Annotated in this window: 18 protein-coding genes; 11 read left to right on the top strand and 7 right to left on the bottom strand. The window is 66.6% G+C overall.

Annotated features, from left to right (window positions below; translation table 11 throughout):
• The first annotated feature begins 75 nt into the window (after window positions 1–75).
• Window positions 76–1,269, top strand: a complete 1,194-nt coding sequence (locus tag ACIGJG_RS18250) for an acyl-CoA dehydrogenase family protein (RefSeq protein ID WP_011299660.1) — start codon at window positions 76–78, stop codon at window positions 1,267–1,269.
• 13 nt (window positions 1,270–1,282) lie between these two features.
• Window positions 1,283–2,416, top strand: coding sequence for an acyl-CoA dehydrogenase family protein (locus ACIGJG_RS18245; RefSeq protein ID WP_011299659.1), 1,134 nt, complete (start codon window positions 1,283–1,285; stop codon window positions 2,414–2,416).
• A 139-nt stretch (window positions 2,417–2,555) separates the two neighbouring features.
• On the opposite strand, the gene ACIGJG_RS18240 is transcribed toward ACIGJG_RS18245, so the two are convergent.
• The 6 genes from ACIGJG_RS18240 to ACIGJG_RS18215 form a co-directional block, all read right to left on the bottom strand.
• Entirely contained in the window at window positions 2,556–3,296 is a 741-nt protein-coding gene (locus tag ACIGJG_RS18240) for a GntR family transcriptional regulator (protein WP_011299658.1), read from the bottom strand.
• A gap of 137 nt (window positions 3,297–3,433) precedes the next feature.
• Window positions 3,434–4,459, bottom strand: a complete 1,026-nt coding sequence (locus tag ACIGJG_RS18235; protein WP_011299657.1) for a Bug family tripartite tricarboxylate transporter substrate binding protein — start codon at window positions 4,457–4,459, stop codon at window positions 3,434–3,436.
• A 75-nt stretch (window positions 4,460–4,534) separates the two neighbouring features.
• Window positions 4,535–5,551 (bottom strand): Ldh family oxidoreductase, encoded by a 1,017-nt coding sequence (locus tag ACIGJG_RS18230; RefSeq protein WP_011299656.1) that lies wholly within the window; start codon window positions 5,549–5,551, stop codon window positions 4,535–4,537.
• Entirely contained in the window at window positions 5,548–6,483 is a 936-nt protein-coding gene (locus ACIGJG_RS18225) for a hydroxyacid dehydrogenase (RefSeq protein ID WP_041680383.1), read from the bottom strand. The genes ACIGJG_RS18230 and ACIGJG_RS18225 overlap by 4 nt, the downstream gene beginning before the upstream one ends.
• Window positions 6,483–7,658, bottom strand: coding sequence for a UxaA family hydrolase (locus tag ACIGJG_RS18220; RefSeq protein WP_140949828.1), 1,176 nt, complete (start codon window positions 7,656–7,658; stop codon window positions 6,483–6,485). Before ACIGJG_RS18220 ends, ACIGJG_RS18225 begins: the two co-directional genes overlap by 1 nt.
• A gap of 60 nt (window positions 7,659–7,718) precedes the next feature.
• Complete coding sequence (locus tag ACIGJG_RS18215; protein ID WP_011299653.1) at window positions 7,719–8,000, bottom strand: UxaA family hydrolase; 282 nt, start codon at window positions 7,998–8,000, stop codon at window positions 7,719–7,721.
• Between the two features lie 573 nt (window positions 8,001–8,573).
• Here ACIGJG_RS18215 and bcsB point away from each other — a divergent pair.
• The 9 genes from bcsB to bcsR are packed head-to-tail and all read left to right on the top strand — an operon-like array spanning window position 8,574 to window position 22,954.
• Window positions 8,574–10,895 (top strand): cellulose biosynthesis cyclic di-GMP-binding regulatory protein BcsB, encoded by a 2,322-nt coding sequence (gene bcsB, locus ACIGJG_RS18210; RefSeq protein ID WP_235679828.1) that lies wholly within the window; start codon window positions 8,574–8,576, stop codon window positions 10,893–10,895.
• A gap of 1 nt (window position 10,896) precedes the next feature.
• Complete coding sequence (gene bcsZ / locus ACIGJG_RS18205) at window positions 10,897–12,075, top strand: cellulose synthase complex periplasmic endoglucanase BcsZ (RefSeq protein WP_011299651.1); 1,179 nt, start codon at window positions 10,897–10,899, stop codon at window positions 12,073–12,075.
• A complete protein-coding gene (locus ACIGJG_RS18200; protein WP_483673711.1) occupies window positions 12,060–15,857 on the top strand; it encodes a cellulose synthase subunit BcsC-related outer membrane protein in 3,798 nt (1,265 codons plus the stop codon). The genes bcsZ and ACIGJG_RS18200 overlap by 16 nt, the downstream gene beginning before the upstream one ends.
• 8 nt (window positions 15,858–15,865) lie before the next feature.
• Window positions 15,866–17,581 carry a cellulose biosynthesis protein BcsE gene (bcsE, locus tag ACIGJG_RS18195; protein WP_140949834.1) on the top strand — a complete coding sequence of 572 codons (1,716 nt, stop codon included), beginning with the start codon at window positions 15,866–15,868 and terminating at the stop codon, window positions 17,579–17,581.
• A 6-nt stretch (window positions 17,582–17,587) separates the two neighbouring features.
• Window positions 17,588–17,791, top strand: coding sequence for a hypothetical protein (locus ACIGJG_RS18190; protein ID WP_011299648.1), 204 nt, complete (start codon window positions 17,588–17,590; stop codon window positions 17,789–17,791).
• Window positions 17,788–18,579 (top strand): cellulose biosynthesis protein BcsQ, encoded by a 792-nt coding sequence (bcsQ, locus tag ACIGJG_RS18185; protein WP_011299647.1) that lies wholly within the window; start codon window positions 17,788–17,790, stop codon window positions 18,577–18,579. The genes ACIGJG_RS18190 and bcsQ overlap by 4 nt, the downstream gene beginning before the upstream one ends.
• The gene (gene bcsA / locus ACIGJG_RS18180) at window positions 18,576–21,143 is read left to right on the top strand and encodes a UDP-forming cellulose synthase catalytic subunit (protein WP_011299646.1); all 2,568 of its coding nucleotides are present in this window, start codon (window positions 18,576–18,578) and stop codon (window positions 21,141–21,143) included. Before bcsQ ends, bcsA begins: the two co-directional genes overlap by 4 nt.
• Window positions 21,144–21,173: 30 nt before the next feature.
• A complete protein-coding gene (bcsG, locus tag ACIGJG_RS18175; RefSeq protein WP_483673710.1) occupies window positions 21,174–22,742 on the top strand; it encodes a cellulose biosynthesis protein BcsG in 1,569 nt (522 codons plus the stop codon).
• Window positions 22,739–22,954, top strand: coding sequence for a BcsR/BcsP family cellulose biosynthesis protein (bcsR, locus tag ACIGJG_RS18170; RefSeq protein WP_041680109.1), 216 nt, complete (start codon window positions 22,739–22,741; stop codon window positions 22,952–22,954). Before bcsG ends, bcsR begins: the two co-directional genes overlap by 4 nt.
• Here the strand turns inward: bcsR and ACIGJG_RS18165 are convergent.
• The gene (locus tag ACIGJG_RS18165) at window positions 22,951–23,598 is read right to left on the bottom strand and encodes a TetR/AcrR family transcriptional regulator (protein WP_483673709.1); all 648 of its coding nucleotides are present in this window, start codon (window positions 23,596–23,598) and stop codon (window positions 22,951–22,953) included. The two genes, bcsR and ACIGJG_RS18165, sit on opposite strands and share 4 nt — an antisense overlap.
• Window positions 23,599–23,719: the final 121 nt, after the last annotated feature.

Genomic DNA, 23,719 nt, shown 5'->3' with positions numbered 1-23,719 from the left:
TCATACAATCGGCCGGCACAGTGAAGGGCCGCCGCGCATACGCCATGCGGCCCGCGTACCACAGGGGACATTCAGATGGATTTGCGTTTTACCGCTGAGGAACAGGCCTTCCGCGAGGAAGTCCGGGCGTTCGTCCAGGCCAATCTGCCGGAGGACATCCGCAACAAGGTGCTGAACCACCAGCGCGTTGAGAAGGACGACTATGTCCGGTGGCACCGCATCCTGCATGCGCACGGCTGGGGCGCGCCGACGTGGCCCAAGGAATGGGGCGGCACGGGCTGGAACGCGCTGCAGCGCCTGATCTTCGAGATCGAGACCTTGCGCGCCGGCGCGCCGCGCATGCTGCCGTTCGGCCTGACCATGATCGGCCCCGTGCTGATGAAGTATGCGAGCCAGGAACACAAGGAACGCTTCCTGCCGCGCATTCCGACGGTCGAAGACTTCTGGTGCCAGGGCTACTCCGAGCCGGGTTCCGGTTCGGACCTCGCCTCGCTCAAGACCCGCGCCGTGCGCAAGGGCGACAAGTACATCGTCAACGGCCAGAAGACGTGGACCACCATGGCCCACTTCGCCGACTGGATCTTCTGCCTGGTCCGCACCGACCCGGAAGCCAAGGCCCAGGAAGGCATCTCGATGCTGCTGATCGACATGAAGTCGCCCGGCGTCACCGTGCGTCCGATCAAGACGCTCGACGGTGGCCACGACGTCAATGAAACCTGGTTCGAGGACGTGGAAGTCCCCGTCGAGAACCTGCTCGGCGAAGAGAACAAAGCCTGGACCTACGCCAAGTACCTGCTTGGCCATGAGCGCACCGGCATCGCCGGCATCGGCCATTGCCACCGCGAACTGCGCCAGCTCAAGCATTACGCGGCCCAGACCACCGACGGTGCCGGCCGCCCGCTGATCGAGGACGTGCGCATGCGCGACAAGATCTCGCGCATCGAGATGGACATCATGGCGCTCGAAATGCTGCTGCTGCGCGTGGCAACGCAGTCGGGCGGCCAGCCGGGTCCCGAGGCCTCGATCGTCAAGATCCGCGGCTCGGAAATCCAGCAGGACCTGGCCATGCTGATGATGGAAGTAGCCGGCCCCAACGCGTGGCCGTACTCGCCCACGTGGCTGGAGCCCGGTGTCGAAGAGCCGGTGTCGGGTCCGGAGTGGGCTTCGTCCGCATCGTCGACCTACTACGACATGCGCAAGACCTCCATCTACGGCGGCGCCACCGAAGTGCAGAAGAACATCATCTCCAAGATGATCCTGGGTTTCTGAAGGGATAGCAGACATGGACTTCACCTACAGCGAAGAGCAGCAGATGCTGGCGGACAGCCTGCGCCGCTTCATCGATACCGAATACACCTTCGACGCGCGCCGCAAGAGCTCGCGCGCCGGCGAGGCGCTGGACCGCAACCTGTGGAACAAGCTTGCCGAAATGGGCGTGCTGGGCCTGACCGTGCCGGCCGACTTCGGCGGGTTCGGCGAAGGCGCCGCGAGCCAGCTCGTGGTGCAGCGTGAGCTGGGCCGCGGCCTGGTGCTGGAACCGGTCACGCCCAGCGGCGTCATGTCGGCGGCGATCCTGTCGGCCTACGGCAGCCTGCAGCAGAAGGAAGAATGGCTGCCGGCAATCGCTAGCGGCGAGCGCATCGTCACCCTCGCCTACCTGGAACCGACCACGCGCTATCGTCCCGAGACCGCCCGCGCCAGCGCCGAGCGCAGCGGCAGCGGCTACGTGCTGAACGGCACCAAGAGCCTGGTCTGGCACGGCGCTTCGGCCGATGCCTACCTGCTGACCGCGCGCATCGCCGGCAGCAATGACGTCGCGTTGTTCCTGGTGCCGCGCGACAGCGCCGGCCTGACCGTGACCGGCTACCCGACCATCGACGGCCTGCGCGCCGCCGACCTGTCGCTGCAGAACGTCACCGTGAGCGCCGACGCCCTGGTGGGCCAGCCGGCTGATGGCTTGGCGGCCCTGGGCGTAGGCATGGAGCACGGCGTCGCCGCGCTGTGCGCAGAAGGCGCAGGTGCGATGGAAAAGCTGATCGAGATCACCGGCGAATACCTGGCCACGCGCCAGCAGTTCGGCAAGCCGCTTGCAGCGTTCCAGGCACTGCAACACCGCATGGCCGACATGCTCGTGCAAAAGGAACTGGCGCTGTCGATGGCCTATGTGGCCGTCCAGGCGATCGACGAAACCGACCCGGCACGTCGCCGCCGCATGCTGTCGGCCGCGAAGGTCACGCTCGCGCGTGCCGGCCGCTACGTCGGCCAGCAGGCCGTGCAGCTGCATGGCGGCATGGGCATGACCGATGAACTGTCCGTGGGTGATTACTTCAAGCGCCTGACCATGCTCGACCAGCTGCTTGGCGACAGCGACTACCATCTGCAGCGCTTTGGCGAAGTGATGGAAACCGCTGCCTGAGGCCAGCGTAGTCAGACCGGCGCTCCCGCAGTCTTGCAGGAGCGTCGTCCAGCGCGGCGAACCTGAGCCGGACCTAGTCCGGTTCGCGTTCGCCGCGCTGCGTTTCAGCTTCAGGATTCAGGATTCAGGGCTCAGCGTCTCAGGGCTGCGACAGCACGAACTCGTGGCCGGTGGTATCGAGCCGCGACACGCGATATTCGATGCGCTCGTCGTGATACGACGATGCGACTCGCAGGATCTTCAGCAGCGGGCTGCCGACCGGCACGCCGAGCAATGCCTCGTCATCCTCGTCGGCGAGCGCCGAACGCAGGCGTTCCTCGGTGCGGATGATGTTGATGCCGAACGCATCCTGGTAGAAGTTGTAGAGCGTATTGGGACGCTCGCGCAGTTGCTTCTCGGACAGCGCTTTAAACCGTTCCTCTGGGACCGTGATGGCGTCGATCATGACCGGCTTGCCTTCCAGCGACAGGACGTTGGTGAACCGGAACACGGGCTCGCCGACCGCCAGCCCCAGTGCGGCCGCCTCGTCCTTGTCTGCCTTGGCCCGGCGGAACCTGGCCAGCTGCACGGTCGGATATTCGCGATGCCCGTCCTGCCGGACGATGCGGAAGAAGCGGAAGAAATGGTCTTCGAGCCGATGCGTCGCCACGAACGTGCCGCGGCCCTGATGGCGGATCAGGATGTTCTCCGCCACGAGTTCGTCGATCGCCTTGCGCAGCGTGCCGATCGACACACCGAAGCGTTCGATCAGCTTGCGTTCGGACGGGATGACCTCGCCCGGCTTCCATTCCCCGCCCGCCAGCGCGGCGAGTATCGCCTGCTTCACATCCTTGTACAGGACACCGCCGATGGCGCTGCCCGCTTCGAATCTCGCGCCCACGTTGAGGATCCCCTGAGATGCAATTCCTTAGATAGGCCGGATCATATCAAAGCAATTTCCTGCCGCCGCGCCATGCCTGTCACCGGCGCGAACCCCATGCGCCGGCGCTCCTTCGCCGTCCGACCTTGCTATCAGCACTACTCGACGCGGATGTGCTTCTCCTCGATCAGCTTCGCCCAGCGCGTCACTTCGGTATTGAAATACTCGTTGAACGGCGGGCTCTGCGGCGCCGGCGTGAAGCCCGCCGCCACGATCCGCTCACGCATGCCATCGGTCTGTAGCAAGCGTCCGACCGACGCCGTCACCTTCTCCACAATCGGCCGCGGTGTGCCCGACGGCATCATCAGGCCCGTCCAGTTCTCGACGATCAGATCCGGGAACCCGGCCTCGGCCACCGTGGGCACATCGGGCAATTGCGGATGCCGCTCACGCGTCGTCACCGCGAGCGCGCGCAGCTTGCCGCCCTTCACGTAGGCGATCGACTCCGGAAAATTGGAGAACACCACATCGAGCTGCCCGCCGATCAGGTCCGTCATCGATGGCGCCCCGCCTTTATACGGCACATGAGTCATGTTGGTGCGGGTCTGGCTTTCGAATAGCGCGAGCGTCAGATGCGGCGGCGTGCCGTTGCCGCTCGAGCCGGCATTGAGCCTCGCCTTCTGCGCTGCGGCTGCCAGGTCCTTCATCGATTTGATCGGCGAATTCGCAGGCACGACCACGAGCATCGGCGACGACGCAATACGCGCCACGGCCACCAGGTCCTTCTGCATGCTGAACGGCAGCTTCGGGAACAAGGTCACGTTGGACGCGTGGGTCAGCGTAACGGCGAGCCACGTGTAGCCATCGGCCGGCGACTTGGCGACCTGATCGGCACCGATATTGGCATTGCCGCCGGGCTTGTTGTCGACGACGATGGGCTTCTTCCATTCCTCCGCGAGCTGCTGCCCCACCAGCCGCGCCATGATGTCCGTCAGCCCGCCGGCCGAGAACGGCACGACGTAACGAATCGGCTTGCTGGGGTAGTCACTGGCGGCCGGTGCCGGGCCGCTTGTCTGTGCTGCTGCCGGCGATGCGGCCAGCCAGGCGAGCGTCGAAACTGCGGACAATGCAACAAGCGCGCGGGCGGCAAGCCTCAGCGCCGGGCGAATCAAGCCTCGATGCATGGTGTGTCTCCGTTTGGGGTCGCCGGCCCGCCTTTTTTGTCGACTGGCGGGTCCGTCTTCGTTGTGGAATGACTGCTATGCCTTCACCTCCTCGCCCGCAAGCGACAGCAGTTCTGCAAGCTGCGCTTCCGGTATTTCAATGCCGTGTTGCTGCGCCTCGGTTTGCAGCGCGTAACGCCGCGCACCGGGTAGCCGCGTGCCGGTATCGTCGAGCATCACCTGCAACAACGCTTCGACCCGCTCGCCATATACGTCCGATCCCGCGAAGGCGCCCGGGTCGAGCACGAGGAACAGTTGCCCGATGCGCGGCCGGTTGCCGGCATCCGTGAAGAACGAATCGGCCTCGGCGCCGAACTGCGCGCCGGCCAGCGTGGTCACCAGCAGTTCGACCATCAGGGCCAGCATCGCGCCTTTGACGCCGCCGGCCGGCAGCATCGAGCCGCGCAGCGCCGCCCGCGCATCGGTGGTCGGCTGCCCGTGCTCGTCCAGCGCCCAGCCGGGCGGGATAGGCTTGCCCTGCTTGGCCGCGACCATGATCTTGCCGCGCGCGACCTCCGACAGGGACAGGTCGATCAGGACCGGCAGCCGCCCCTGCCGCGGAAATGCCGCGGCAATCGGATTGGTGCCGAAGAGCGCGCGCTTGCCGCCCCACGCCGGCATCGCCGCAGGCGAGTTGCCCATGGCGATGCCGACCATGCCGGCACGGGCCACGGTATGGAGCGGCAAGCCAGCGGCGCCGAAGTGATGGCTGTTGGTGACCGCGCCGACGCCGACGCCGGTCTCTCGCGCCCGGCGCATGGCCTCGGCGATCGCCAGCTCACAGGCCGGGAACGCAAACCCGCAAGCCGCATCGACCAGCACGGCGCTGGCGCGTGTACTGCGCACGGTCGGCACCGCTTGTCCGTCCACGCGATCGTGCCTCAGGTGTCCGACATACATCGGCACGCGCGATACGCCATGGGAGGCAAGTCCCATGGCATCGGCCCGCACCAGCGCCGCGGCTGTGGCGTGCGACTGCAATTGGCTCGCACCGGCCCTCCGCAAAGCGGATCGGGCCAGTACTTCCAGCTTCTCCATCGGGATACGGCTCATGGCAGCGCCTCCAGCGTTTGCCGCACCTTCTCGGCAATCATCATCGACACGCGCGCATTGGCCTCACGCGTGACGCCGCCGATATGCGGAGTCAACACCAGGTTCGGCACGTCTGCGAGCACGCTGTCCGCGGGTAGCGGCTCTGCCTCGAACACGTCCAGCGCCGCGCCGGCAAGGTGCCCTTCGAGCAAGGCGCCAGCCAGCGCGCCCTCGTCCACCACGCCGCCACGCGCCGTGTTGATCAGCACGGCGCCCCGCTTCATCGCGCCAATGCGCTGCGCGTTCATCAGGTGCCGTGTGGCCGCCACAAGCGGAACATGCAGGCTTACCGCATCGGATTGGGCCAGCAAGGCATCCAGCGTCATGCACACCACGCCGGTAGCTGACCAGACCGGATCGTCTGGTGCGAGCATCGGATCATGCGCGACGACTCGCATGCCGAACGCCTGCGCGAGCGCGGCGGCCTGCCGGCCGATATCGCCGAAGCCAATCAGGCCCAGCGTCTTGCCCAAGGCCTCGCGCCCTTCCGACAAGCGGGCACGCGGCCACTTGCCGCCGGCTACCTCGGCGCTGCCGAGATACGCGCCACGCAGCAGCAGCGCCGCCGTGGTCACCACGTACTCGGCAACGGATCGCGCATTTGCGCCACTCGCCGGAATCACGCGGATACCGCGGTCACGGCATGCTGCGACATCGATATTGTCGAGCCCCACGCCAAGCCGGCCGACCACGCGCAGCGCGGGCGCCCGCTCAAGCAGCGCCGCGTCGACCTGGGTGCGGTTGCGCACGATCAGCGCATCCGCACCGGCCAGCGCGTCGAGCAAGGCGCCGCGCTGGTCCACCCAGCCCGGCTCGTAGCGCACGTCGAAGCCGGGCGTGAGCGCCTGCACCGCGGCCGGGTCCATGAACTCGCTGATGCAGATGCGCTTCATCATGCGGACTCGTGGATGCGCGTCAGCACGAATTCGCGGTGGCCGAGCGCCTCGGCAGCGGTCCAGCGCCCGTTGGCCGTGGCCAGCATGCACTCGAGCAGCTTGTCGCCGGTCTGGTCGAGCGTCTGTTCGCGTTGCAGCAAGCCTGAGCAATCGACGTCCATGTGCTCGCTCATCAGCCGCACCGTACGCGGATTCGCGCAGAGCTTGATGACCGGGACGATCGGGTTGCCGATCACGTTGCCCTGCCCCGTCGGGAAGAAGTGCACGACGTAGCCGGCGGCGGCGCACAGCGTCACCATTTCAGCCGCGGCGGACGACGAATCCATGAACCACAGGCCCGGATGGGTCGGTTCCTCCGCCTTGTCCAGCACACCGTCGACCGTGCACTTCTTGCCGATCTTCTGGATATTGCCGAGCGCCTTCTCTTCGATCGTGGTCAGGCCGCCCGCGATATTGCCCTTGGTCGGCTGGGATTCCGAGAGGTCCGAGGTCTTCCAGCGGTCAATCATGCCCTGGTAGCGCTCGAACATCGCCATGAACTCGTGGCGCACCGTGTCATTGACGCAGCGCGCCGCGACGATGTGCTCGCCGCCGGTCAGTTCCGAAGTCTCGCCGAACACCAGCGTCGTGCCGAGCGGATGGAGCTTGTCGAACGCGTTGCCGACCGTAGGGTTGGCGCCGCAGCCGGACGTGGTATCGGACTCGCCGCACTTGGTCGATACCCACAGTTCGCTGATCGGGCATTCGACGCGATGCAGCGCGGTGGCGTACTGCACGTATTCCTTGGCCGCCTTCGAGGCGCGCATGATGGTCTCGTGGTCGCCGTGGCCTTCGATGCCGAAACCGACCACGGGCTTGCCAGTCTTCGCGATGCCGTCGACGACACGCTTGGTCCAGCCGTCTTCGATGCCGATCACCACCACCGCGGCGACGTTCGGATTGCTGCCCGCACCAATCAGCGTGCGGAAGTGCAGGTCCAGGTCCGGCCCAAACTGCAGGCGGCCATACGGGTGCGGAATCGCCATAGTGCCTTTGATGGAGGCGGCCACGGCTTCGGCGGCGGCATTGGACAGGTCGTCCAGCGGCAGGATGATGACGTGGTTGCGCACACCAACGCGGCCATTGTCGCGGCGGTAGCCCCAGAAGGTGGTGTTTTGGTCGATCACGGACATGACGTGGCCCTCGGATTTGGAATGGGGATCAGATGGATGGGGTGACAGCGGCGCGGCGAATTACCAGCGCTTGGTCTTGATGTTGTGGACGTGGGCGTGCTCGCCGGCCTTGATCGGGGCCACCACCTTGCCAATGTCGATGCCGTACTTGTAGACGGTGTCATTGGGCGACATGTCGCACAGCGCCACCTTGTGGCCGATGGGAATCGGCTGCAGCGCCGTCACCGTGATGATCTTGTCCTCATCCATGATCCACGCATTGAGCCTGGTGCCCGCCTGGATGCCCTCCACCACGGCCACCGCGACGGTGTCCTTGGCGTCATGCAGCACGACATGAATCATTTCTTGTCTCCTCGGTTGTGGGTCGGTGTGTGGGATTGATGTTAGGAGGGAGATCGGTCTATGTCAACTAGCTCATATATATGAGTTGTATGAATAAAGGATTTCGTAGACGAACGGTGTGAAGGAGCCGCTCTTGGACGATCCGCTAGCAGGACTCCGGTACGGCGTTGGAAGAGCGTTGCCGATCGGGCGCCTTTGGCCAGGCTGCGCGCCGACAGTCTTCGTCGACTACCTGGCATGCTGGCGCCACCATCAAAGAGATGTAATAATCACATTTCAATACGGTTATCCACGCAATTAGGCCAAAATAGGCACTTTTGACAGATGTTTCTGTCGCCAACGCCTTTTCACTTTTTGGGGAAGCGGACATGAATGTTTTCGTGAAAGGCATCGGTCATGTGCATCAGGCGAAGCATTGGGTCTACACTCAGCCGAACCGTTGAACGGCTGGTCTTGTCATCCCGGCCGGCGAGCCCGACTGCCGGAAATCAACGACTCGAACGGCGGCGGGACGCTGACGCGCCAACAGGCGATGCCTCCACCGTTCGCATGAACAGGAAAAGGCCTTCCGCCATGCCCCGCTCAGCGTACGCCCAGACACCCCGCCGCCGCCTGCTATCCGCCAGCCTCGCCCTGATGATGCTGTCCGCGCCGACATGGCCATGGCATGGCGTGCTTGCCGCGCCCACTTCCGCCGCCACGTCCACCACCGCGGCAGCGGCTCCGCAGCCGGCCGAAACCCCGCCTGCGTTGCCGACAGCTACCAGCACCCAGGTCCTGACCCTGCGCCAAATGGGCTCGTATGGACCAATTGCATTGCGCGGCGTCGACGATGACCGCTCGCTCGATGTCGGCGTGCGGCTCGATGAAGTGGTCACCGCGGCGAAGCTCAAGCTTGTGTTCACGTATTCGCCGGCACTGATTTTCCCGTTGTCGCATATCAAGATCACGCTCAATGACGAGGTGATCGCGAGCGTGCCGCTAGAGGAAAAGGAGGCCGGCCGCCTGGTCACGCGCGAGATCGAGCTGGACCCGCGCTTCTTCACCGACTTCAACCATCTGACGGTGCAGCTGATCGCGCACTACACGATGGATCATTGCGAGGACCCGCTGCACTCCAGCCTGTGGGCCGATATCAGTCCCGCCACCACGCTCACGCTGAGCAAGGCGCATATGACGCTGCCGGACAGTCTCGCCTTGCTGCCGGCGCCGTTCTTCGACCGGCGCGATAACCGGCGCGTGACCGTGCCGTTCGTCCTGCCGGCCAACGCCGACGCGGCAACGCTGCGCGCGGCCGGCGTGGTCGCGTCGTGGCTGGGCGCGCTGGCGTCGTACCGCGAAGCACGCTTCCCGGTGGCACGCAGCGCACCGGCGGATACCGACTCGATTGCCTTCGTGCTGCCCGGGGCCCTGCCTGCCGGCATCGCGCTGCCGGAAATCAAGGGCCCGTCGGTCAGCGTCATGCCCAACCCCGCCAGTCCTCACCGCAAGCTGCTGGTCATTGCGGGCCGCAACCCGCAGGAACTGCAGACGGCGGCCAACGGGCTCGTGCTGAGCAAGACGGCGATGGCCGGCAGCAGCTCGCAGGTGCAGTCCGTGGATATCGGCAACCCGCGCCAGCCTTACGACGCACCTGCCTGGGCGCCAACGGACCGCCCGATCCTGTTCAAGGAACTGGTGTCCGACCCGCAGCAGTTGCAGGTCGCAGGCTACAACCCCAACCCGATCCGCGTGAACCTGCGCGTGCCGGCCGACCTGTACGACTGGACGCGCAGTAACGTACCGCTGAACGTACGCTACCGCTACACCGCGCCGCCCACATACAACGATTCGGTGATCAGCATCGACATCAACGACCAGCTCGTGCGCTCGTACCGGCTCAAGCCGCTTGCGATGAAGGACGACCAGAACCTGGTCAGCGTGCCGCTGCTGTCAGGCAGCAGTGTGTCGGCCGCGAACCTGATCGGCATCCCGGCGTTCCGCGTGGGCAGCAACAACCAGATGCAGTTCAATTTCCACATCGACTCGCAGAAGACCGGCCTGTGCACGTCGACCGCTACAAACGTGGCGCGCGCCGCGATCGATCCCGATTCGACCATCGACTTCAGCGCCTTCTCGCACTACACCGGCCTGCCCAATCTCGCGTTCTTCGCCAACAGCGGCTATCCGTTCACGCGGCTGGCCGACCTGGCCGACACCGCGGTCGTCATGCCCGACGCGCCCACGGCACTCGACCAGGAAGCCTTGTTGACGCTGCTCGGCCACATGGGCAAGTGGACCGGCCTGCCGTCGCTGCGCGTGTCGGTGGTGCCCGCTGCGCAGATCGACAGCGTGCGTGGACGTAACCTGCTGATCGTGGGCACCGGCAGCGCCGCGGGCGTGCTCGGCAAATGGGGCAAGTCGCTGCCGATGCTGATCGAACGCAGCCGCACCGAGATCACGCTGCGCGACCAGCGCAGCCATGCCTGGTCCAACTGGCTCAGCGGCATCGAGGAGGATCCGATCACGCCAACCGGGCGCGCCATCCTGACCGCCGATGGCCCGCTGGCCGCGCTGGTCGGCTTCCAGTCTCCCTATGCCGAAGGCAACAGCGTGGTAGCGCTGACCGCAACCGAAGACGGTCGCGTCGCAGACCTGCTCGACTCGCTGGAAAACCCGGGCAAGGTCGCGCAGATGCGCGGCGACCTGACTGTGGTTCGCCAGGACCAGGTCGACGGCCTGCGTCTCGGTGAACGCTATTACGTCGGCGACCTGCCATGGTATGCGCGCGTCTGGGTCCGGGTCTCGGCGTTCCCGAGCCTGATGGCCATTGCCGGCCTGCTCGCCGGGCTGGTCGTGGCGCTGTCGCTGTTCTGGACGCTGGGCAAGCTTGCGGCACGGCGCAACGGAGGCTGACATGTGGCGCGCCTTGCCGGGTCTGACCAGGTGGCTCGCGGCCGGCGCGCTCGCGTGTGCCTGCGTCGCCGCGTTGCCCGCGCATGCCGCCACATGCGGCTGGGCCGACTGGGACACCTTCAAACGCACGCTGATCAGCGCCGACGGGCGCGTCATCGACGCGAGCACAGACGACAAGGTCACCGTGTCTGAAGGGCAGGCCTATGGCCTGTTCTTCGCGCTTGTGGCGAACGACCGCACCACGTTCGACAAGCTCCTCGCGTGGACCGAGAACAACCTTGCGCAGGGCGATCTCATCGCCCATCTGCCCGCCTGGATCTGGGGCCGTATTCCCGCCGACAAGGCCAAGGACGGCAAGGAGACGTGGGGCGTGATCGACACCAACTCCGCTTCCGACGCCGACCTGTGGATCGCCTACACGCTGCTGGAAGCGGGCCGCCTGTGGAACGAGCGGCGCTTCACCGCGCTCGGCACGCTGACGGCGCGCCGCATCATGCGCGAAGAGACTGCGGCCATGCGCGGCCTGGGCCGCACCGTGCTGCCTGGCCCGGTCGGCTTTTCGCTGAGTGAAGGCCGCTGGCGCGTAAATCCGAGCTATGTGCCGCTGCAGGTCATGCGGCGCCTTGCTGTGTTGCTGGCAAAAGAGTCTGGCTGGGACCAGCTTGTGGCCAGCTCGTTGAAGGTCATCCTGGAAACCGCGCCGCGCGGCTTCTCGCCGGACTGGGCCGAGTACGACAACAGCCGCGGCTTTCTGCCCGATACCGCAACCAAGGCCGAAAGCGCCTACAACGCGATCCGCGTCTATCTGTGGGCGGGCACGCTTGCCGCCGACGATCCGCAGCGAGCCCGCATGCTGCAGCAGTTCATGCCGCTGGCAGACTACGTCGCAGCCCACGGATATGCGCCTGAACGCGTCGACACGCAGACCGGTCAGCCAGGCCCCGATTCCGGCAATGCCGGTTTCTCGGCGGCGGTCGCGCCCTACCTGGCCGCGCTCGGCCGCACCGACCAGGCGCGCGCGCAGGCGCAGCGCACGCGCGAACTGACTGCACGCGAGCCGCTCGGCTACTACAGCCAGGCGCTTGCGCTGTTCGGCCTCGGCCACCTGGACGGCCTGTACCGCTTTGCAGGGGACGGCGCCCTGCTGCCAGCCTGGAAGACCGGATGTCCCGCGCGCTGACGCCCCTCGTACTCACCGTCGTCAGCGCGCTGGCGGTGCCCGCCATGGCGCAGCAGGCAGAGAAGCCGTCGCCGGAGATGACGCAGTTGCTGGCCGCTGCGCGCATGTGGGAAGCCAAGAACCGTACCGATATCGCACGCGGCATCCTGGACAAGGCGCTGCTGATCGATCCGAACCAGCCGGATGCACTGATGCTGCTCGGCCTGATCGAAATTCGCTCGAACCGGCCGCTGGAAGCGGACAAGATCCTGCGCACGCTGCGCCAACGCGCACCGAACCATCCGGCCACGCTGGAGCTCGAAGACGCCTATCGCATTGCCACGCGCGACAAGCAGGAGATGGCGCGCATCCGGCTCCTCGCGCGCGCGGGCAAGTCCGAGGAGGCCATCGCATGGCTCAGGCAACTGTTTCCGCGTGGCGCTCCGCGCGGCGAACTGGCTGTCGACTACTACCGCATCATGGCCGGCACGCCCGCCGGTCGCACGGCCAGCATTGCCGAGTTGCGCGCGCGCGTGCGCCAGGACCCCGATGACCTGCGCCTGGCCATGGCACTGGCCAGCCTGCTGACCGACCGCGAAGCCACGCGCCAGGAAGGGTTGAGCATCCTGTACCGCATCGTCCAGCGTCCCGACGGCGACCGCAAGTCGGCACTAGAAATGTGGAGGCGTACGCTGTACGGCGTCAGCGATGACCCGGCGTACTTCAAGTGGTTCGAGCTCTATGTGAAGGAAGTACCCGACGACACCTCCGCCCGGCAGACGCTCGCGGAACTCGCCAAAAAGGGTGGCGCCGCCAGCCCGGCCTCGCAGGCACGGCGCCGTGGCGAACAGCAGCTTGCACGCGGCAACGTGCGTGAGGCGGAAACCGCGCTGGAAAGTGCCAACCGCAAGCGCCGCAACGATGGCGAGACGCTCGGCAACCTGGGGCTCGTGCGATTGCGCCAGGGCCGCCACGACGAAGCGCGCGAACTGTTCGCGCGTGCCGAGCAACTCGACAGCGGCAACCGTGGCAAGTGGCACAGCCTGAAGGACACCGCCAGGTTCTGGGGCACCGTGGCCAAGGCGCGTGAAGCGAATGCCCAGGGCAAACCCGCGCAGGGTGAAGCCCTTGCACGGGAAGCGCTCGCGCTACAGCCCGGCAATGCCAATGCGCGCGGCGTGCTGGCCGACGCACTGATCGCGCAGAACAAGCTGCCCGAAGCCGAGGCGCTGCTGCGCGAAACGCTGGCAGGACCCGAACCCGATATCGGCACGCTGCGCACACTGGTCAAGCTGCTCAACGACAGCCAGCGCAGCGACGAAGTCGGACCGTTGATCGCGAGCACTGGGAGCCGGTTAAAGGGCTCGGCGGACGAGCTGCGCAGCTTGCGCGCGGACTTGCTGTCGCTGCAGGGCGAACAGCTGCTCGCGCAGCGCAAGCAAAGCCCCGCGCTGGCAAGGCTGGAGGAATCGATCCGGCTCGCCCCCAACGATCCGTGGACACGCTTCACACTCGCTCGCGCCTATCGCGACCTCGCGCTGCCCGCGCTGGGCCGCCGCGTGATGGAAGACGGCCTGGCCGCGTCGCCCACGAGCGAGATGCGCTACGCCATCGCGCTGTACCTGAATTCGGTCGACGATATCGATGCCGCCAGCAGCGTGCTGGCGGGTGTGCCGGAAGCCGAGCGTTCCGATTCCATGCGGCGCCTGGCTGGCAACCTGCAGGCGCAGCGGCTGTTGCGCGAGGCGCGCCAGCTTGTCGCTGCGGGACGCGAACAGGAAGCGGAAGACAAACTGCGCGCCGCCGCAGACGCCGCGCGCGACGATCCGCAGATGCTGGCGTCGGTCGGGCGCGAGTGGATCGCGATCGGCCAGCCCGACACCGGTCTCAGGCTGGTGCGCGACTGGCTTGACGCGCATCCGCAGGACCCGGCCATCGACGTGCGCATCCGCTATGGCGAGTTGCTTGCGTCGGCCGAGCGCGACGACGAACTGCGCGCCTGGATTGCAGAGTCCAGCGCCCTGCCCGGCATTACGCCGGAACAGCGTGCCGATTTCGATGACCAGTTGCTGCGGCTGGCGCTGCGCGACACGGACCGCCGCATCGCCGACGGCGACCTCAAGGGCGCCGAGCGGATGCTCTATGCGGTGCCCGCTGCGCAGCAGAATGACCGGCGCTGGCTGCTGGAACTGGCCGACCTGCGCGAAGCCCAGGGCGACTACGACGGTGCCGCGCAGGCCGCGCGCGAGGTGCTGACGACCCATCCGCAAGATGCCGATGCGCGCCTCACGGTCGCACGGATGCTGGAACGACAGGGCAAGGACGACCAGGCGCTCGAGGAAGTGCGCGCGGTACTGGCCGACACGCCCGAGGACGATATCGATACGCGTCTCGCCGTCGCACGCCGCTTCACCGCCATGCGGCGCGAGGACGAGGCGCTGGCCGTGGTCACGCCCTTGCGCGAACGCTTTCCGGAGCGTTCCGACGTCACCATGCAGGCTGGCCGCATCGCTCAGTCGCGCGGCGACTTCAATGGCGCCGCCGTGCTCTACCGCGAAGCGCGCGTGCAGGAGCAGCGCGAGAACGAGATTCCCAGGCCCCAGGGCACCTCGGCCGAGCGCGCACTGGGCGCGCTCGAGGCACGCCGCGAAGGCCAGGTCTCAACCGCCGTGCTGTTTTCGAACAAGTCCGGCGACCCGGGCATCTCGCGCCTCAACGCGACCGAGATCCCGCTGTATGTGCGCATTCCGAACGGCTACACCGGCCACGCTTTCTTCCATGCCGACACGGTCTTGCTCGACGCGGGTACCTTGCCTGCCGACAGCCTCCCGGGCTCTCGCGACTTCGGCAAGATCCGTGCGCTGGGCAACAACGGGCTTGGCCCGATCAGCCAGAGCGACCGCGGGGTGGCATTGGCCGCGGGCTACGAGTTCAACGGCGCGTACAACAGCTGGCGCGCCGACATCGGCACCACGCCGCTCGGCTTCACGCTGCAGACCGTGGTTGGCGGTTTCCGCTACCGCGCGGAGATGGGCCCTGCGTCGGCGACGGTGGACATTTCTCGCCGCGCAGTAACGAGCAGCCTGGTGTCATACGCCGGCGCGACCGACCCGCGCCACGTGGATGCGCAGACCGGCGCCGTCACGCCCGCCGAGAGCTGGGGCAACGTGGTGCGCAACGGCATCCATGCGCGATATGCGCGCGACGTAGGGCGTTTTGGCCTCTTCGCCGACCTTGGCTACGGCGTCTACACTGGAACGAATGTCCTCACCAACCAAGAGTTCACCGTGCGCACCGGCTTCGACGTGCCCGTGTTCGTCCGGCGCGACCAGCGCATCACGAGCGGCGTGGTGCTGAACTACTGGCGCTATGCCGAGAATGAGCGCTTCTACACGTTCGGCCACGGTGGCTACTACAGTCCGCAGAAATACCTGTCGTTCCTGATTCCGCTGGACTGGACCGGGCGACGCGGCCTGCTGTCGTGGCGGCTGCGCGGCTCGGTCGGCATGTCCAGCACCTACGAGAAGTCCATGGACATCTACCCGACCCGGCCCGACCTGCAGGCGATGGTCGGCGGCGCGCAGTACGAAGGCGGCTCCGGCGGCGGCTTCAGCTATACGGTCGGCGGTATCGTCGAGTACCGCTTCGCACCGCACTGGGTGGCAGGTGCCGGCTTCGACATCGACCGTTCGCGCGACTACGCGCCGAACCGCGCCTTTGCCTACTTGCGCTACTTCTTCGAGCGCCAGCAGGGAGCGGTTCCCTACCCGCCCACGCCGGTGCGGCCGTACTCCACTTACTGAGGGCCCGCATGAACGATACGCGTCCAGCCCGCTCCCGAAACGCTGCCTCCAGCCCATGGCTGCAGGCGCGCCACGCGCTCGCCATCGATGCACTGCCGCCCGCGCTGGCCGCGCTGCAGCCCGGCGCGGTGCATGCCGTCTACGCCGACGCCTCGCCGGCGCGCGACGCACTGTTCTGGCAAAGCGCCGCACAACTGCTGCGCGCGCGCACCACGGTGCTGTCCTCGCGCGAGCCGGCCGAAATCGGCGCGATGCTGCGCCAGCACGGCCTGGACATCGACAGCTGCCGCACGCTGCACAGCCGTGCCAATGTCTGCACGCTGCGCGCCGTGCCCGACCGTACGGGCTCGGACGTGTTGCTGGAGGCCATGCAGGCGATGGTCGATCAATGCGGCGCGGCGGGCGGTGAAATCTTGCTCGAAGGTGCCGAAGCCTTCCTGCCCTGGGATGACGCGACGGCCCTTGCAGATGCCGGCGCACGGCTGGCGCATTGGTGCGCCGCGCAGGGCTGCGGCCTGTTGCTGCTGGCCGCCCCGCCCGACGGCGCGGAAACGCTCGATCTCGCGACCCTCGCCCGCTTTCACCAGCACTTCGCCGGCGCGGCCAGGCTGGCACAAGTACAAGGCCAGTACGTCTGGGAAGTCGGCTTCTGGCGCCACAAGAATGCCGTTCTGCCGCGCGAAGTCGTGCCGCTGCGCTTCTCGCCGGAAGACCACGGCCTGATGGCAGGCACCGGCAATGCCGATGCCGCGGACGGCGTACCGGTCGGCCTGCTCGCGCCCGACGAACACCGCGTCATCGTCAGCCGCGATGCGGTGCTGCGCGAGCGCTGGATTCCCGCCGAATGGCAGGTGGTGCCCGACAATGACGCCGTCGTGGCGGCCGCGTCCGGTGCCGTGGCGGCCACCGTGATTCTGCACTATGGTGACCGCCAGGAATTGGAGCCGCTGGCCGCGCAGGTCCACAAGCTGCGCCACCACGGCGGCAAGGCGCTGAAGATCGTCGTGCGCGAAGACAAGGAGATGCTGCGCCAGCGCTATGAGCTGCTGATGATAACGCTCGGCGCCAATATGGTGATCCTGCGCAACACGCCATTCGCGCGCATGCAGACGCGCATCGATTCGCTGCAGGGCCAGGTGTTCCAGCGGCCGATCCTTCCCGACTACAAGAGCGCGCTGTCCGCAGTGCTGGCCACGGCAGCAACTGGCTACCTGCCCGCGGCCGAATTCATTGCGCTGGTGCGCAGCACGCTCGAGCGCAGCACCGTGGTGCGCCTGCCGCACGTGCTGCTCGAGCTGCCGTTGCTGGCCGAGGTCGCGCACGTGGATGCGCTGCGCGCATGCCAGATGCGCGACGCGGGGGATCTCTGTACCGCGGGCAGCAACAGTGTCTACGCCTTCTTCTTCGCGTGCCGGCTTGAGAACGTGGAGATTGCCTGCCAGCACGTATTCCAGCGCCCCATGTCCGAATTGTTCAGCGGCGAGCTGCGCTGCGGGGATACCGAGTCGATCCTTGGCACCCTGCAGCGACTGGAAGCCGACATCGCACAACGCCCCCCACAGGACTACAGCGGCTGGCTGGCCCAGCATGCGAACGACTGTGCCGATGCACCGGCCAGCCAGCCGGTGGTCGCCGGCATCATGCCGCAGCCATCGGGCGGCCAGCGCCGGAGGCCGCGTAGCGCGCCGCAGCCGTTTTCCATTCCGATCAAACCGCAAGGCTAGACCATCATGGCGATCTTCCTGGGCTATTTCATCTGGGGCGTGATTCTGGCTGTGCCCGTCACCTGGCTGGTCTGGCGCTTCCGCCTGCTGCGCCTGCTGCCGCGCTGGCGGTTGCCGCGCTCGCGCCGTTCCGTGCGTCTGCCGGCACAGCTGCGCCCGGTCGTGATCCGCGGTCGGCCGTGGCGCGACATCGCGGGAGGCCGCGAATGAAGACCATCGCCATCATTTCCGCCGTCGGCGGCGCCGGGCGCACCACGATCACGGCGGAACTCGCTTCGCTGCTGCGCTGGCATGGGCACGCGCCACTGGCCATCGAATGCGACCCGCGCGGCCTGCTCGGCTTTCATTTCGGGCTGCGCGAGCGTGTGCGCCAGGGCCTGTCCAACACGGCTGACTGGGCTGCATGCGGCCACCGCAGCGACGACGGCGTGCTGTTCGTGCCGTGGGGCGAGCCGGGCGCGCGCGCCGCGCGCGCGGATATCGCCATGCGCCTGCATGAAGATCCGCACTGGCTGCGCCGGCTGTTGCAGGACGTCGACCTGGCCGGCGATGCCGTGACACTCGTGGACAGCGCGCCGTGGCCATCGCCGTTCGCGGAGCAGGCGCTGGCCGCCGCGGACCTCGCCCTGGTACTGCTGCCCTCGTTGCCGGAAAGCTGCGCTACGCTCGCGCCGCTGCGCCAGGCGCTCGACGATGGCGGCATCGCCAGCGCTTACGTCGTCACGCGCTTGCAGCCGGGCCGCCAGTTGCACACCGACGTCTCCGTGCTACTGCGCGCCACGCTTGGCGACGCACTGTTGCCCTACGAGATCCATGAGGATGCAGGCGTGCCCGAAGCGCTGGCCCGCGGCGAATGCTTCTGCCGCAGCACGCCGCATTCGCAGACCGCGCATGACTTGCAGGGACTGGCCTCGTGGGTGTCAGGCTGGCTGCTGAACGGCGCACGCGCCGGCAAGGGACAGGCCGGCGGCCAGGTGCAGCGCGGGGTGGCGCCATGAGACTGCCATCGGTATCCGGCATGTGGGAGGCCTTGCGCCGCCAGCTCGCGCGGGAACTCGGCATCTCTGTCAGCGCGCCCGCGGGCCTGTGGTGGCTGCGGCTGCTGTTCCGTGCCCCGCCGCCGGGACGGCCCGACGTGCCGCTGCACTGCGCGGTCTGGCTGAGCGAGCGCGCGCACGTGCGCCTCGAGATCGGCCGCGCGCATGGTGCTCGCATCTGGCTGCAACGGCTGCTGTTACGCGCACCGCGTGCGATCCGCCCGCTCGCGGCAGATTTGCGGCAGCGCCGCCAGCCGCAGGCCGCGCCCGAACCCAGCGCATTGCGGCGCTGGTTCCGCAGCTGGCTGGAACCGGCCTACTTCCGCGTGAAGCGGCTGCGGCACCGGCTGATGGCGCGCCTGCCCACGGTGGACTGGCACGGCATCGCCAACCGACTGGAAGCGCTGTCGCCCACACTCGGACAGGTCCCTCTGCTGATGCCGATCCTGCTGGTGCTGGCCGCGGTCTCGGGCATCCTGCTCTGCACCACCCCCCTGCCGCTGCGCGACCAGTTCCTGCTGGTCGTGCTGATCCTGACCGGCCTCTTTTTCCTGCGCCGCATTCCGGGCCGGCTCGCCACGTTGTCGATGGCTGCGCTGTCGGTGCTGATGGCGGGCCGCTACATCTGGTGGCGACTGACAACCACGCTGCGCTTCGAGACCACCGTCGAAGCCGTGTTCGGCTACCTGCTGCTGATTGCGGAACTCTACACGTGGATCGTGCTGTTCCTCGGGTACCTTCAGACCATCTGGCCGCTGAACCGCAGGCCGGCAGCGCTGTCGCCGGATCCGGCCGACTGGCCTACCGTGGATGTGTTCATCCCGACCTACAACGAACCGTTGCGCGTGCTGCAGCCCACCGTCTATGCCGCACGCAGCATGGACTGGCCCGCCGGCAAGATGAACGTCTATGTGCTCGACGACGGCGGCCGCGAAGAGATCCGCGCCTTCGCCGAGGAAGCGGGCGTGCACTACCTGGCGCGCGATGAACACTCGCACGCCAAAGCCGGCAACATCAACTCCGCGCTGAAGCAGACCGCGGGCGAGTACGTGGCGATCTTCGACTGCGACCACATTCCCACGCGCTCCTTCCTGCAGATGACGATGGGCGAGTTCCTGGCAGACCCGAATTGCGCCATGGTGCAGACGCCGCACCACTTCTTCTCGCCGGACCCGTTCGAGCGCAACTTCGATACGTTCCGCCGCGTGCCCAATGAAGGCAGCCTGTTCTACGGCCTGATCCAGGATGGCAACGATTTCTGGAACGCGACGTTCTTCTGCGGCTCCTGCGCTGTCATCAAGCGCGCGCCGCTGACCGAGATCGGCGGCATTGCAGTCGAGACCGTGACCGAGGATGCGCATACCGCGCTCAAGCTGCACCGGCTCGGCTACAACAGCGCCTACCTGCGCACGGTGCAGGCCGCCGGCCTGGCCACCGAAAACCTGGCCGGGCACATCGGCCAGCGCATCCGCTGGGCGCGCGGCATGGCGCAGATCTTCCGCATCGACAACCCGATGTTCGGCAAAGGCCTGCACCTGTTCCAGCGGCTGTGCTACAGCAACGCCATGCTGCATTTCTTCTACGGCATTCCGCGGCTGATCTTCCTGACCATGCCGATTGCCTACCTGTATTTCGGGCTGCACGTGATCCACACCTCAGCGGTACTGCTCATGGCTTACGTGATCCCATACCTGATGGTCGCCAGCATCACGAATTCGCGGCTGCAGGGCCGGTACCGGCATTCGTTCTGGGCCGAGGTCTATGAATCGGTGCTGGCGTGGTACATCGTGCTGCCCACGACCATGGCCTTCGTCAACCCGCGCCTCGGCAAGTTCAACGTGACCGCCAAGGGCGGACAGATCGAGGAAGACTACCTTGACTGGACTATCTCCAAGCCTTACGTGCTGCTGCTGGCGCTGAACGTCGTAGGCCTGGCGCTCGGTGCGGGCCGTGTGCTGTTCGACGACAGCTTCGAGGCCTCGGCAGTGATCATGAACATGGGATGGGCACTGTTCAACCTGGTGATGCTGGGCGCGGCCATCGGCGTCGCGCGCGAGGCGCGGCAGGTGCGGATTTCGCACCGCATTCCCATGCGCGTGCCGGCCACGCTGCTGCTGCCCGATGGACGCACGCTGGCCTGCCGGACCGAGAACTATTCGCTGGGCGGACTCGGCCTGATGTTGCCTGTCGAGACCCGCGTCGATCCAGGGGAACAGGTCGGCGTCTGCCTGTCGCGCGGCAAGCGCAGCTACCACTTCCCCGCCGTGGTGACGCGCAATGCGGACCGCCATCTCGGCGTGCGCTTTGAAGACATGGACGCGCTGGCCGAACAGCAGCTGATCCAATGCACGTTCGGCCGCGCCGACGCGTGGATCAACTGGATCGACGAGCAGCCCGTGGACGTACCGCTGAATGGACTGAAGGAAGTCATCGAGATGGGATACCAGGGCCTGCTGCGACTGGTCGACGCCGCGCGCGCCTCGGTCGCCGGCATCTTCGGCCGCGTGGGGCCGCGGCAACCCTGAGGCCGACCTGCTGACCTCACTGACACCGACATGGGAATCTGGAACCTCTACTTCATCGTCAAGCTCTACCTGTTCCATATCGGACGGGTCGAGCCGCAATGGCTGCTCAATATCCTGTTCGCGCTCGCGCTGGCCATCCGCATCCCGAACCGCGCGCTGGCCGCACTGCGGCAAGTTGTGGCGGTGGTCGCCGGCGCCGCGCTGCTGTACTGGGAAGCGAACCTGCCGCCGTTCGAACGCGCGATATCGCAGTTCTCCAACCTGCAGGCGTTCACGCCTGCGTATATGGTCGAACTGCTCGGCCGGCTGGTCAGCCGGGAAATGCTGCTCACGGCGCTGGCGGTGCTGGTTGTCTTCCTGCTGGTGAATCGCTGGGTGCGCGTGACCACGCTGGTGTTCGCGGCGCTGGTGTTGGTGCCGCTGTGGCAGGTGCTGTCGGTGGGGCCGGTGGTCGGCGGCGGACAGCAGGCGATCGCGGGCACCGAAACGGCCGCCGCCGGCAGTGCACCGGGCGAGGCCGGCTGGGATGCCCGCCTGAACGCGTTCCGGCAGCAGGAAGTCCAACGCTCGGTGCACTTCGGCCCGCTTGCCGCGACGCCCGATACGCAGTACGACATCATCGTGCTGCATATCTGCTCCTTGTCGTGGGATGACCTGGATGTCGCCAAAGCGCGCGACAACCCGCTGCTGTCGCGCTTCGATTTCTTGTTCACCAACTTCAGTTCGGCCGCCAGCTACAGCGGCCCGGCAGCCATCCGTGTGCTGCGCGCTGCGTGCGGGCAGCCGCAGCACAAGGACCTGTACGATTCGGCGCCGGCCGAATGCCACATCTTTTCGGCACTGGCCGATGCAGGCTTCAGCACGCGGATGCTGCTCAACCACGACGGACACTTCGACAACTTCCTGCAGGAAGTGGAACAGGAAGTCGGTGTGCCGGGCGTGAAACCGCCATCGAACGATGGCCTGCCGGTCGCCATGCGTTCGTTCGACAACTCCCCTGTCGCCGGTGACTTCGACGTGCTGCAGCGCTGGTACAAGAAGCGGCTCGCCGAAGGCGGCGGCCCGCAGGCGCTGTACTACAACACTGTGACGCTGCATGACGGCAACCGCTTGCCGGACACGAAGATGTCGAGCCTGGAATCGTATCCGCTGCGGCTGTCGAAGTTGCTCGGCGATGTCGACAAGGTCATCGACATGGTGGCCAGTTCGGGGCGCAAGGCGGTCATTGTGTTCGTTCCCGAACACGGCGCGGCGTTGCGCGGCGATGCAAACCAGATTGCGGGCATGCGCGAAATCCCCACGCCGCGTATCATCCATGTGCCGGTGGGCGTGAAGCTCGTCGGCTTGCCCGAAGGCCAGTCGCCATCCGGCAAGACCGTGACGATCGATACACCGACCAGCTATCTGGCGCTGTCGCAGCTGATTTCGAACCTGGTGGCAGAGAACCCGTTCCAGCCCGGCGCGCAGACGCTCGATCAGTATGCCGCGGACCTGCCCCAGACCCAGATGGTCGGCGAAAACGAAGTCACGGTCACCATGCGCGACGGAAGCGGATACATGGTGCACACGCCCGATGGCGTGTGGATCGAGGGGAAATGATGAAACCGGCCAATGCCCGCGGGCTCGCGCTCGCTCGCAGCGACATCGACGTCCTCGGCAAGGAGGTGGCCGGCTTCGATCCGAATCGGTACTTCGACCAGCAGGACCTGCAGGCGGCACGCGCGGCGGCGCAGCGGTGGCCGCTACTGGCGAGCCTGCTCGGCTATGACAGCGCAGTCCCCGTGCTGGCCGGGAACGACGACCACGCCTAGCCGAGTTCCTGCGTGATGTAGAGGTAGAACGCGCGCGCCATTTCTGCTTCCAGCCTGCGGTCCGACAACCGGTACGTGCCTGACCGGTTCACCAGCGTGTAGATCAGCGTTCCAACCATCGCCTGATACGCGAAGCGGATGCGCGTTTCCAGTTCCGGCGACGCGCCCGCCGGATGCAGCCGCGCCAGCCGTGGCACCACCAGCTCCACGTAGTCCTGGTTCATCCGCTTGAGCGGATCTTCCCCCGTGATCGCGCGCTCGATCAGCGAGGCGCGCAGCACACCCTCGTTGCGGTACGCCCACATGCGGTTGCTGCGTGCGAGCGATTCCACCACCTCGCGCAGCGTCTTCTCGCCCGCGTCGAACAGCGCCACGCGCTGCGCCATCCCGTCACGCAACTGCGCCACCAGCAGCGTCTGCAGCGCACGGAAGTAGCTTTCCTTGCCGTCGAAGCGACTGTAGAACGCACCGGTCGTTACGCCGGCGTGGGCGCAGATGTCCTGGATCGGGACCTGGTCGAGCGTGCGGTCTTTCAGCAGGCGGCGGCCCGCCTCGAGCAACCGTTCCGTCGTGCGCTTGCCGCGCGAGTAGCGCGGCACCGCGAATCCTTCCTGACCTTCCAGAGGCGTGAGGGCTTGTCTCATCGTGGCCGGCGTCTGTGTCCGTGTTTTCCCAGTGTTGACAAGCTTAACAGGCGTCTTTAGTCTTAAAAACATAATCTTGATTATGAATTCAACGGCGCGCTTCATGCCGCGCCATTGACGC

Source organism: Cupriavidus sp. C1SS-2L, assembly GCF_057073735.1.
Note: the sequence above shows the minus strand (reverse complement) of the source record. Positions and strands in the feature narration are given on the sequence as shown.